This window comes from Haloplanus sp. (assembly GCF_028275055.1).
Lineage (GTDB): Archaea > Halobacteriota > Halobacteria > Halobacteriales > Haloferacaceae > Haloplanus.
On record NZ_JAQCNJ010000013.1, the window covers coordinates 1 to 12,496 of the forward strand.

Annotated in this window: 8 protein-coding genes, 1 tRNA gene and 2 pseudogenes; 4 read left to right on the forward strand and 7 right to left on the reverse strand. The window is 64.9% G+C overall.

Annotation, left to right across the window (positions count from 1 at the left end):
* From Q0925_RS01730 to Q0925_RS01745, 4 genes and pseudogenes are all read left to right on the forward strand, one after another.
* Positions 1-1,170: pseudogene (locus tag Q0925_RS01730) on the forward strand (serine protein kinase PrkA); the annotation flags it as partial.
* On the forward strand, positions 1,167-3,419 hold the full coding sequence (locus Q0925_RS01735; RefSeq protein WP_299331213.1) for a PrkA family serine protein kinase: 2,253 nt from the start codon (positions 1,167-1,169) through the stop codon (positions 3,417-3,419). The pseudogene Q0925_RS01730 and the gene Q0925_RS01735, both read left to right, overlap by 4 nt.
* Positions 3,410-4,735, forward strand: coding sequence for a YeaH/YhbH family protein (locus Q0925_RS01740; protein WP_299331214.1), 1,326 nt, complete (start codon positions 3,410-3,412; stop codon positions 4,733-4,735). Before Q0925_RS01735 ends, Q0925_RS01740 begins: the two co-directional genes overlap by 10 nt.
* Entirely contained in the window at positions 4,732-6,744 is a 2,013-nt protein-coding gene (locus Q0925_RS01745) for a SpoVR family protein (RefSeq protein WP_299331216.1), read from the forward strand. Before Q0925_RS01740 ends, Q0925_RS01745 begins: the two co-directional genes overlap by 4 nt.
* A gap of 5 nt (positions 6,745-6,749) precedes the next feature.
* Here the strand turns inward: Q0925_RS01745 and Q0925_RS01750 are convergent, their stop codons facing one another.
* From Q0925_RS01750 to Q0925_RS01780, 7 genes and pseudogenes are all read right to left on the reverse strand, one after another.
* Complete coding sequence (locus Q0925_RS01750; RefSeq protein WP_299331218.1) at positions 6,750-7,355, reverse strand: DUF7344 domain-containing protein; 606 nt, start codon at positions 7,353-7,355, stop codon at positions 6,750-6,752.
* Between the two features lie 290 nt (positions 7,356-7,645).
* A tRNA-Glu gene (locus tag Q0925_RS01755) sits at positions 7,646-7,720 on the reverse strand.
* 541 nt (positions 7,721-8,261) lie between these two features.
* Positions 8,262-8,825, reverse strand: a complete 564-nt coding sequence (locus Q0925_RS01760; RefSeq protein ID WP_299331220.1) for a hypothetical protein — start codon at positions 8,823-8,825, stop codon at positions 8,262-8,264.
* Positions 8,826-8,904: 79 nt separating this feature from the next.
* Positions 8,905-9,525: a cyclodeaminase/cyclohydrolase family protein gene (locus Q0925_RS01765; RefSeq protein WP_299331223.1), complete on the reverse strand. Its 621-nt coding sequence runs from the start codon at positions 9,523-9,525 to the stop codon at positions 8,905-8,907.
* 543 nt (positions 9,526-10,068) lie between these two features.
* Positions 10,069-10,602, reverse strand: a complete 534-nt coding sequence (locus Q0925_RS01770; protein WP_299331225.1) for a hypothetical protein — start codon at positions 10,600-10,602, stop codon at positions 10,069-10,071.
* Positions 10,603-10,648: 46 nt separating this feature from the next.
* Positions 10,649-11,785 carry a DUF3179 domain-containing protein gene (locus Q0925_RS01775; protein WP_299331227.1) on the reverse strand — a complete coding sequence of 379 codons (1,137 nt, stop codon included), beginning with the start codon at positions 11,783-11,785 and terminating at the stop codon, positions 10,649-10,651.
* Positions 11,786-12,247: 462 nt separating this feature from the next.
* A pseudogene (locus tag Q0925_RS01780) lies at positions 12,248-12,496 on the reverse strand (hypothetical protein); the annotation flags it as partial.

Below are 12,496 nucleotides of genomic sequence, written 5' to 3' on the forward strand. Positions count from 1 at the left end.
TCCGGCGAGGAACTGTTGAAGCTCCAACGGGAGTTCCTGTATGACTTTCTCCACGCTTCTCAAGAACAGACGATCAAGCCAAAAAACAACCCACGGATCGACATCGATCAGGTGATCGTCGGCCGGACGAACATGCCCGAGTACCGGGACAAGAAAGGCGACGAGAAGATGGAGGCGTTCAACGACCGCACCAAGCGAATCGATTTCCCGTATGTGCTGGAGTACAGCGAGGAGGCCGAAATCTACCGCAAGATGCTCCGGAACGCCGACGTGCCGGATATGCACATCGAGCCACACGTTATGGAGATGGCCGGCCTCTTCGGCGTTCTGACCCGGCTCACCGAGCCAGACGGCGAGACCGTCACGCTCGTCCAGAAAGCAAAAGCATACAACGGCGAGATCGACGAGACCGACGACATCGACGTCAAGAAACTCCGCGAGACCGGCGAGAAGAAGGCGGATATCGCCGAAGGAATGGACGGCGTCTCGGCCCGGTTCATCGGCGACGAAATCGCGGAAGCGATCATGGACGCCACACACCGCAACCGGGAGTACCTCTCCCCGCTGTCGGTGTTCAGCCACTTCGAAAAGAACCTCGAGAATCACGGATCGATCCCCGAGGAGAACGTCGACCGCTACCACCGCTATCTCGAACTCGTCCGCGAGGAGTACAAAGAACGGGCCATCGAGGACGTCCGTCATGCGCTGGCGTACGACGTCGACGAGATCCAGCGACAGGGCGAGAAGTACATGGATCACGTGATGGCGTACATCGACGACGCTACCGTCACCGATGACCTCACGGGCCGGGAACAGGAACCGGACGAGACGTTCCTGCGCTCGGTCGAGGAGAAATTGGAGATCCCGGGCGACCGCAAGGACGACTTCAGACAGGAGGTGTCGAACTGGGTGAGTCGTCGGGCCCGAGAGGGCGAAGGGTTCGACCCACAGGACAACGACCGCTTGCGCCGCGCGCTGGAGCGCAAACTCTGGGAGGACAAAAAGCACAACATCAACTTCTCCGCGTTGGTGTCCGCAAACGAACTCGACGACGACGAGCGGAGCGCGTGGATCGATGCGCTGATCGAACAGGGGTACTCCCGAGAGGGGGCCGCCGAAGTTCTCGAGTTCGCCGGCGCGGAGGTTGCAAAAAGCGAACTCGAAGGATGACGGATTACATCGGAGCCGCCGACGAGGAACTCTCAGGGGCGTACGAGGAGCCGATGAGCCTCGAAGCGTACATCGAGCGGGCGATGAACCGGCCCTCCATCGCCTCACACGCGCCGAAGTATCTGCTTGAGGCCATCGAGTCGATGGGGACGCGGACGGTGATCGAGGAAGGCGAACAGCGTGAGCGGTACCGCTTTTTCGACGACCCCGCCAACGACGGCGAGCACGCGGTTCTCGGCAACACAGAGACGCTCAACGGGTTCGTCGACGACCTCCGGACGATCGCAGCAGACCGGGGCAAACGCGAGAAGATCATCTGGTTCGACGGCCCGACTGCAACGGGCAAGTCCGAACTCAAACGTTGTCTGATCAACGGCCTCCGGGAGTACTCGAAGACCGAGGCGGGGCGGCGTTACACCGTCGAGTGGAACATCGCCAACGCGTCCGAGGACCGCGGTCTGAGCTACGGCGACGGGGTCGAACGCGAGGACGACTGGTACGAAAGTCCGGTGCAGTCCCACCCGCTCTCGGTGTTTCCGGACGGGGTTCGGACGTCGATCCTCGAGGAACTCAACGGAGGTGACCACATCCCGACGCGGGTCGAGGCCGACCTCGATCCGTTCTGTCGGGAGGCGTACGACATTCTTGAGGAGCGATACCGTCGGGCCGGCGGCACAACCCTCTTTTCGTCGGTCACGGATCCGCGACATCTTCGGGTGAAAAACTACGTCGTCGACGTGGGACGGGGAATCGGTGTGCTCCACTCCGAGGACGACGGCACGCCGAAAGAACGGCTGGTTGGGTCGTGGATGCCGGGAATGCTCCGCGAACTGGATTCGCGGGGGCGAAAGAACCCACAGGCGTTCTCCTACGACGGCGTTCTCTCACAGGGCAACGGCCTGGTGACCATCGTCGAGGACGCCGCCCAGCACGCCGACCTGCTCAGAAAGTTGTTGAACGTCCCGGACGAGGGACGGGTCAAGTTGGACAAGGGTATCGGAATGGACATCGACACGCAGTTGCTCATCATTTCGAACCCCGACCTCGACGTGGAACTCGACCAGTACGCCGACCGAAACGGTCGGGATCCGCTGAAAGCGCTCAAGCGCCGCCTCGATAAACATCAGTTCGGCTATCTCACCAACCTCTCACTGGAGGCGGAACTGCTCCGCCGCGAACTGACAAGCGAGACGGCCGTCTGGGAGGCGGACGGATACGCGGACCTCGAATCGCGGGTCCGCGAGGGGCTGACGCTGTCTGTGCGCGACGACGGTGCCGGTGTGGTCGACAGGGAACTCGCGCCCCACACCGTCGAGGCGGCGGCACTGTACAGCGTCGTCACGCGGTTGGACGGCGAGGATGTGCCCGGAAATCGGAGCCTTGTCGAGAAGGCCCTGCTCTTCGATCAGGGCTATCTGCAGGAGGGCGACGAACGGATCGAGGCCGACGAGTTCGACTTCGACGGCGACGACGGGAGCCACGGGGTGCCGGTCACATACACGCGGGATGTGATCGCTGACCTGCTCCAATCCGACGCCGACCGCGAACACCCCGACCTTCCGGTCGAACGGGTCGTCATGCCCGACGACGTACTGGACGCGATGGCCGAGGGATTGGCCGACGCGCCCGTTTTTTCACGGGCGGAGGCAGCCGAGTACGAGAACCGCCTCGCCATCGTCAAAAGCCACATCTTCGACCGTCAGGAGGCGGACGTACTCGACGCCCTTTTAGCCGAAAAGGGGGTGGACGAGGCGACCGTCGCGGAGTACGTCGAACACGTCTTCGCGTGGGCGAACGACGAACAGGTGTCGACCGATCGGGGCCCCGCCGACCCCGATCCGTTGTTGATGAAGGTGTTCGAGACCGAACATCTCGGGCGGTTCGGCGAGGGCGCGTACGACGGCGCGGAGCCAACGGAGCGCGTCGCCGAGTTCCGAAACGAGAAGGTCATCACCGCGATCAACCGATACGCGTGGGAGAATCGGGACGAGGACTTTGCGATCGAGGACGTGGATATCTCCGAAATCCCGGTCATCCGAGCGGTGCTCGACACCCACGACTGGAGCGATGTGGCCCGCCTGTTCGAGGAGTTCGATCCGGTCCAGTGGACCGATCCGCCGTCGGGGACCGAGACGGCGCGGCGCAAGGCCGAGACGCTCGAAAATCTCCAAGAGATGGGCTACTCGCCCGCCTCGGCGGAGTTGACCGGTCGTAAGGTGATGCGGGAGGTGAGCTACCGATGGGACTGAGAGAGGATCTCGACCGGTTCCGGGAGGTGGGTGAACGCCGGCGGGACGACCTGACCGAGTTCATCCGCTACGGTGACCTGGGCGGGAGCGACGCCGACAGTATCCGGGTGCCGATCAAGATGATCGACCTTCCGGAGTTCGCCTACGACCCCCGTGACCGCGGCGGTGTTGGTCAGGGCGACGGCGACACGCCGGATGTCGGACAGCCGGTCGGCGAGCCTCAACCCGCCGACGGCGACGACGACGGCGATGACGACGGCGAACCCGGCGACGAGGCGGGTGACCACGAATATTACGAGATGGACCCCGAGGAGTTCGCGGAGGAACTCGACGAGGAACTCGGTCTCGACCTCGAGCCGAAAGGAAAGGAGGTCGTCGAGGAAGTCGAGGGAGACTTCACCGAACTCACCCGCGCCGGCCCGGACAGCACACTTGACTTCGAGCGCCTATTCAAAAAGGGGCTGAAACGGAAGCTTGCGACCGACTTCGACGAGGAGTTCGTTCGCGAGGCGATGCGGGTCGAGGGAGCGACTCCCGACGCGGTGTTCCGGTGGTGCCGCGAACAGAACGTCCTCGTTTCGCGTGCGTGGATCGACGACGAGTGGGCGTCGATCCCCGACGAGGAGCGGGGTCGCTGGGAGAGTTTCGAGGAGATGGCCGGGTCGGTCGAACGGACGACCACGGCCGAACGCATCCGCCAAGACGGGATCCAAGAGGTTCCGTTCCGGCGGGAGGACGAGCGCTACCGCCACCCTGAGGTGGTTGAGGAGACCGAAAAGAACGTCGTCGTGGTGAACATCCGCGACGTGTCGGGGAGCATGCGCGAGGGGAAGCGTGAACTCGTCGAGCGGACGTTCACGCCCCTGGACTGGTATCTCACCGGGAAGTACGACCGCGCGGAGTTCGTGTACATCGCCCACGACGCCGAGGCGTGGGAGGTCGATCGCGAGGACTTCTTCGGCATCCGTTCTGGTGGCGGCACGCGGATCTCGTCGGCGTATGAACTCGCCGCGGAGATACTCGAAGAACGGTACCCGTGGGCGGAGTGGAACCGGTACGTCTTCGCCGCCGGCGATTCGGAGAACTCCAGCAACGACACCAAAGAGAACGTGGTTCCGATGATGGAGTCGATCCCGGCGAATCTCCACGCGTACGTGGAGACACAGCCGGGGGGGACGGCGATCAACGCCACACACGCCGAGGAGGTCGAACGCGCCTTCGAGGACGAGACGGGCGTCGTTGTCACGTACGTCTCCGACCCCGCGGACGTGACCGACGCCATCTATCGGATCCTGAGTACGGAGGACACGGAATGAGAGACGACCGCATCAACGCACGGAGAGAAGCGACCCGCCTCACCGAACCGGTCGAAGAGGCGGCGAATCTGGCGAGAAAACTCGGTCTCGAGCCGTATCCGGTCAACTACTGGATCGTCGACCACGACGAGATGAACGAACTCATCGCCTACGGCGGGTTTCAAGAGCGCTACCCCCACTGGCGATGGGGGATGGCCTACGACCGCCAGCAAAAGCAGGATCAGTTCGGTATGGGCAAGGCGTTCGAAATCGTCAACAACGACAACCCAGCCCACGCCTTTCTACAGGAGTCAAACTCGCTGGCCGACCAGAAGGCTGTTATCACCCACGTCGAGGCCCACGCCGACTTCTTTGCCAACAACGAGTGGTTCGGTTTGTTCGGCGACGGCCAAGGCGACGACCGGTCCGATCTGGACGCGGCGGCGATGCTTGAACGCCACGGCGAGACGATCAGGAGCCACGTCGAAGATCCCGACATCGACCGGGAAGAGGTTGAGCGGTTTATCGACGCGGTGCTTTGTTTGGAGGATACGATCGACCAGCATCGGGCGTTCGCGCGAGCGGACGAACGGCGCGAGAGCGACGCGCCGCCGGATCTTCGGGAGCGATTGGACGACCTGGACGTTTCGGACGACGTGCGTCGGCAGGCCTTCGACGAGGAGTGGTTGGACGACCTGGCGGAAGCCGAGGAGGCGGCGGCGCGTCTGGACGAACCACACGCGGACGTTCTCGCCTTCCTGCAGGAACACGGCCGACAGTTCGACGAGGAGACGGGGAGAGCAGAGGAGTTCGACCCGTGGCAGAAGGAGGTTCTCGACATCCTGCGGACGGAGTCGTACTACTTCGCGGGACAGAAGATGACGAAGGTGATGAACGAAGGCTGGGCCAGTTTCTGGGAGTCGCTCATGATGGGCGACGAGAACTTCGCCGACGGCGACGAGTTCGTCACCTACGCCGACCATATGGCGCGGGTACTCGGATCGCCCGGACTCAACCCCTACAAACTCGGGATGGAACTCTGGGAGTACGTCGAGAACGTGACAAACAGACGTGAGGTGGTCGACAACCTCCTGCGCGTCGAGGGTGTTACGTGGCGGAACTTCCACGACGTGATCGACTTCGAGGAGGTGGCGGAGCTACTCGCACCGGACCCGGAGATCGAGTCGGTGACCGCAGAGACACTCGACGACCTCGATCCGTCCGACCCACGCGTCGACGCCGACGCCGTGGAACGGGCGCGAGACGGCGACATGGACGTGAACGTGGACCGATACCCGTGGAAGGTGCTCACGACGGCCGGGCTCGCCGAGCGACACTTCTCGTTGTGTCGGCCACAGAACCGCGGCTTTCTCCGTCGCATCCCGCGGGCGGAACTCGAACGGCTGGCGCGGTATATGTTCGACGACGCAAAGTACGACACCGTGGCCGACGCCGTCGGAGCCGTCGACTACACCGTCGGTTGGGAGCGGATGCGGGAACTCCGCGAGAGCCACAACGACGTGACCTTTATCGACGCCTTTCTTTCCGAGGAGTTCGTCACCGAGAACGATTACTTCACCTACGAGTACTCCGAGGCGACTGCCGACTTCCGGGTTGCGTCCACCGATCCGGAAGACGTCAAAAAGAAACTCCTGTTGCAGTTCACCAACTTCGGGAAGCCGACGGTCGCGGTGTACGACGGCAACTTCGAGAACCGAAACGAACTGCTGTTGGGCCACCAGTACAACGGGATCGCACTCGACATCGAACAAGCAAAACAGGTGCTCGAACGCACCTACGACCTGTGGGGTCGGCCGGTTAATCTGATGACGGTCGTCACCGAGTACGACGAACACGAGTTGGAGATCGCTCGCCGCCGCAACCGCGAACCGACGCCAACGGAGGTCGGCAGGCGCATCCGCTACGACGGCGAGGAGTTCGAGACACACGAACTCGATCCCGAACTCAAAGAACGGATCGCCGCCGCCGACATCGACTACGACACGAAGCCCGACGAGTGGCTGAGCTGAGGAGGTCAGTCCGTTTCGATGTCGGTGTCGGTGTCGGTGTCGGTGTCGAAGTCGGTGGAGGCGGCGTCCACACCGGTCGACCGCGACACCCACGCGTGAGTGGCCGCTAAAACGCCGAAGACGATGGCGACCACCGTCGCAAGCGCCAACTCCGGGACTGCGGCGAGTGGAAACACATCGAGCCACGCCGCGGCAAGGGCCGCGAGACACAACGCGGACAGACCGAGGTACCGCCGGCTCCACCGTTGTCCATCGTTGTCGACGGCGGCCAGGTAGGCATCGAGGTCAGCGGCCCCCGCCGCGAGGGCGACGGTGCCGCGGTCGTGGTCGTAGTCGACGACCCCCGCGTCGTCGAGTTTCGGCAGGTGTGTCTGGTGGATCGAAGTGTAAACCCGCTTTCGCTGGTCGTATTCCAACTCGCCAACCTCAACCCCGTTCTCCCACGCGGCGATCCGCTCGGTGAGGTCGCCCAACTCCGCTTCGCGTTCGACGCGGTCGAGATAGCGGAGAACGTACCGCCGCCGCTCGTTGCTCAGAATCGAGAAGATCGTATCCTCGGACAGCCGCTCTGACTGTGGGCGAGCGCGAAGACGTGTGTCGGTTGGAGGCATGGGCTAGCTCCGGCGTCTGTCGGTACCGGTCGGGCGCTGGAGCCACTGAGACCGTATCACTACCCAACACGATCCATCGTCGATAACTTCACACCCCGGCGGTTGCCGTCGGTGCCGGCCCGTGGCGTGGCCGGTCGCTGACCTCGGTGTCGAGTCTCGTTCGTTCCCGTGTGTCTTTCCCGTGGGCATCTCCCGTGACACCCGGTCGAGGACTCGGACCACTGTGGCGGGGGAATCGTCCCCCGGCCCAACCTTTTTTCACTCGTCTCGTTCGGCAACGGCTGCGGCGATGCTCGGTCAGGGATTTGAACCCTGGTCGTCGGCTCGAAAGGCCAACATGATTGGCCGGACTACACCAACCGAGCGTTTCCACGGCAGACACCTCCGGTCGGTACGGAGCCGTGTGGCGTCTTACCCGCACCTGAGTTCATGAACTGGCTGTTGATAAATCCCCTCTTTTCGGTTGGTCGGATGGAGTTGCCCCTCGGATCCTGCCGACGTGACTTCAGCGGTGGCCGGGGAGAACAGCTATTCCACATCGTACCTGGGGCGTTCCGTTCCGCTGACGGCGCGTTCGTTCGGTCATACCTAGGGACCTCCCACAGGTCTCGTTCTCGGAGTGGGGAGGTGGTAGCACGACGGCACGGGCACGAAGCCTGTGTGTGGCCCACCAGAACACGGAGCGTTCCGAGACGGCCGTGGGTCGTGTCAGTCCGACTCACACGGTTCGTGCATCGGTCCGTTGTGGCAGGTGCGTGCCGCCGGCAGGGGGTTCGGTGGCCGGTGTTGGTCGGTGGTGGTCCTGACGGTCACGGTTCCGTCGGGTATCCGTTCGCTCGTCGTTATCGGTTCGTGACGAGGCGGGCTACGATCGAGAACCGGCCGGCGGCGACGGAGTACACCGCCTCAGTCGGTGGTGAGTTCGAACGACACCGAGCGCGGGTCCGAGGTGCGGTGTAACTGTAGCTCGCCGATGGCCACGCTCGCTGTCAGGTCGCCGAGTGGCCAGGCGTCGGTCCGGAGGGAGACGGCGTCCTCCCAGGTGTAAACCCCCGCGGAGTCGACGGTTCGGTCCCGTTCGCGGTTGTGCCGGACGATCAAGTCGTCGTTGCCCACGATATCGACGCCCTCCTTGAGATAGATCGTGCCGGAGGGGACACGGAGGCGGTAGCGAAAGGCAACGACGGCGGGTCGGCCGCGACGGAGAACGTCGACGCGGTTTGCATCCAGGTCGCCGGGGGTAGCCCACCGGGAGACGAGGGCGACATCGAGCATCTGTGGCTGGTACCGTCGCTCCGGTGGGGTGGTCGTTGGCGCCGGCGTCGTTGTCGTCGTCGTTCCGGTCGGCGTGGTCGTCGGGGGCGAACCGGTCGACTCCGGAGTGGGGCCATCCGACGACCCCACCGACCCACACCCCGAGAGGCCGGCAAGACCGGCACCCGCAGCGGCTAGAAGCGTCCGTCGGTCCATGTGCTGTCGGGTCTGTGGGTAAGGACTATAAGGCCGTCGCACACCGGCCGGTGATCGGGGTTGGGTGCCGATCTCCCGATCAGTGGCGGGCATCGGCGGCCGCAATCACCCGTTCACAGGCACGCTCGGCGTCGCGTTCCACCGCCGCGGCGCGCCGGACCATCTGGTCGGCGAAGGCGGGGGTAGCCGACCGGTCGGCGTTGTGTCGCACGGTGAACACGGCCGCTCGGACCGCGGCGCGGGCGAGAAACGCGCCGGTGACGGCGTCTGGAACGACGACCGGGCTGCCGGCCTCGGTCACGACCGGCGCGTGATCGAGAACGGCCGAACACGCCTCGGCAATCGCGAGGGGGACGCCGGTGGCTCGCTTCGCCTCGGGAGTCGCGCTCACATCGTCGGTCGGCTGGGTCGCCAGAAGCGTCGCGACGGCGTCGGCGTCCGCGTCGGCGAGCGTCAACAGTCGTCCCCGATACCACCGGAGGTCGTCGCGGATCGAAGGCAGGTCGGCGCCCGTCGTCCCGGTTTCGGCGGCGGTGTCGGTGTCGGCGTCGGCCGCATCGCTGCTGTGGAGGTGGGCCATCTCACAGAGCGCCGCGCCGGTCGCGCCGACTATGGCCGCCGTCGTTCCGCCGGCGGGAACGGCGGCCCCCGACGCGACGGCCGACAGAAAGTCGTCGATCGAGTCGGCGGCGTAGGTCATGGGGTCGTGACTGGGACGGGCGCACACACAAACGTTCCGTGCGCGACCGGAGTGGGTTGTAGCAGTGAGGCGACGGATCGAACGGGTCGGTCGGTCCGGGAAAGCGTGGGGGACTCCGCGGTGTCCGTTGCGGTCGGTTCGTGATCCGGCGGTTCAACCCTCAAACTCCGCGTGACACCCCTCCCCCTCCCCCCCGACGGTCCCGGTCGGAACTAGCCGGGGCGGGCCATCGGGTGCGAGCGTGAGTGTGAGTGTGAGTGTGAGTGTGAGTGTGAGTGTGAGTGTGAGTGTGAGTGTGAGACCGAGGCATACGCCATGGAGGCGGCCGACGGGAAACGAACATCTAACCCCCTCGGTGGCCCGGACGGGTCGGTACTGGGCGTCGGCCGTGGGCGCGACCTCAAGAAACGGGTCACTCCGGACCCCACGCTATGTGAGGCCTCCGGCCGCCCGACCGGTCTCGCGGCCGGAGTCATTATGAACCGGGGCGAAAGCGTAGCCCGAACCCGACAACGGTCGACCCCCGTTTCGACGACCGGCCGCTCAAAACGCCGTCGGGTCGACCTGTCGACCGACCAAGACGAGACTCCCTACGAGCAACACAACGGCGACGGGCAGGAGAAACTGGAACGCGGTCACGACGATCCCCGATGCTTGAACGCCTAAAACGAAGAGCACGACCGGGCCACAACAGGCCGTCCCCGAGAGAACGGCCGGGACGCCGGCGAGAACCCCCGACGAGGACGTCCCGATCCCGCAAGCCGAGGGCTGGTGCCACGCGAGATACGTCATCCCGAGGTTTACCCCGACGAGCGCCGCGATACCGAGTCCCAACACCGTGTTGAGCGAGAACAGGTAGGTGACTGGGCCGACAGACACGCGTGCAACGGGCGTAAACGAGAGCGGACCGAGCGCCGGTTGGAAGAACTTCGCGAAGGCGCCGGCGACGACGGTCACGTCCACGCCACCGATGCCCGGCGCGAGGTGGCCAAGCGCGTACAGGTATAACAGAACGTAGCCAAGGCCCGTCGCAGCGGCGACGGCAGTGGCATCGCGCCGGCGGAGAACGGCCCTCACGGCCGCAAGCGTCCGGGAAGCAGCACGGCCGATCCGGCCGAGACCGTCACGCGTAGACATCGGTTTCCGGGTAGTAGCCGTGCCAGGCGAACCACATCGCGTCGAAGGTGTGGAGCCTCGTGAGAGGGAGGGTGGTCGGGTCGTGCGACGACCCGCCGACCGACACCGTCGTGCCGTTGGCCGTGACGGTCCGCTCCTCGGGGTTCAGGTAGACGTATCCGGTGTCGAGACGGGGGTCGGCAACGGCGACGACAGGGGTTCGAGCAAGTTCACCGGTCATGATCCCTTCGTCGAGAAGCGTCGCCTTGTCGAACGCGACGGCTCCGTCCGGGGTCCGGGCGCCGAGGACGACGTGTTTCCGGTCGAACCGGTCGTCCTCTTCCAAGGTCTCGAACAACGTGTTCCCGTTTTTGTAGTAGCCCCTGAGCGGGTTGTACGACCCGTACGGGTCCCGACCGTAGTTCTGTGCCGATCCGGTATCCGTCGAGAGAACCTGCGTGTCCGGGTGTGTCTCCCGCCACGATCCCCAGGTCGTCCAGACGAGTCCGAACTCCCGGAGCGAGCGTGTGCTGGGGAGGTCGTTCCACGGGCCGGGAATCGAGGTGGCGAGGATCTGTGGCCACCACGTCTCGGTGGCGCGGTCGTACATGATGAGGTTGTTGTTGATCAGCCGACCGGAGACCCCGAAGGTCGTTTCGCCGCGTTCGAACCCCTGAACGGTGCCGGTGAGCGGACAGTACGTCACCGCGACGGGGAGGTCGTCGAGGTGGTCGTTGACGATCTCGTGATTGACGAGGATCTTCTGAGGGTACGCTTTGACCACCCCGTTGTGGACGACGCCGAAGACGGGGTCGCCCGGGTCCAAAAAGTCGACCGCATCGCTACCGACGAACTTCGGGTCGTCGATCGACGGGATGCCGTCCTTGGGCGGCCCGCCCGAGACGGCGCGGGACCGGAGTTCGTCGCCGCCCATCGGCAGGGGAAGCGTCTCCTCGGCGGTCGGCACCGTCTCGTCGACCGGAACAGAGGCCCCTGCACTCGGTTCGGTCGCGGTCGATGTGTCGGCCCCGGTTCGGGGTCCGGTTCCGGTTCCGGTTCGGGTTCCGGAGTCGGCACCCCCCGTACACCCGGCGACGGCACCGAGACCGGCCACGGCGACGAACCGGCGTCGAGTGACTCTCATACGCGAATTGAACGGGTGCCCCCGATTAACCCTTGACCGCTAGTGTGTTGTCCGCACACGGCCGAAGCGCCGTCCCGAAATCGTCACGCCGTGGTCGGGGTCGGATCAGAGCCGGTGGCCACACGCACAGTTTCCGAGACAGTACGTCGTCTCCGTCGACCCGTCCACACCGAGGCGGGCCATCGCAAGCGAAACCGCGGCGGCGGGGTCGTCTTGGGGCCGGACCCGGGCCGCCGTTGCCCCGTACGGACTCGGGCCGACGTCGATTCGGTCGACGATCGCCTCGCGTTCGTGATCGATGACGGCGACCTCGTCGGTCGTCTGGACCGGAGCGTACAGTGTCGTCCGTGACGGCTCCCACGTCCCGACAAAGGCCGACCCACCCAGATCGATCCGGTCGACGACCGTCCCGACCTCGAGATCGATAACGGTGAGAGCGTTCGAGCCCGGCGTGAGGACGTATCATCGCTCGGAGTCCGGGCCGATCTCGCTGGTCAGCGGCCGGGCACCGAGACCGTCGTCGGCCGTCAAACGGGTCGTCTCCTCGGGTGCCGCGGGATCTGCGAGATCCCAGAGGCTCTCGGTCCCGGACTCGCCCTCGTCGTGTTCGACAAGCAACGTCCGACCGTCCGGCGAGACGGTCGCCATCCACGGCCGGGACGCCCCCCCTGCGACCGAGGGGACGTCGATCTGTGTCTCGATCTCGAACGG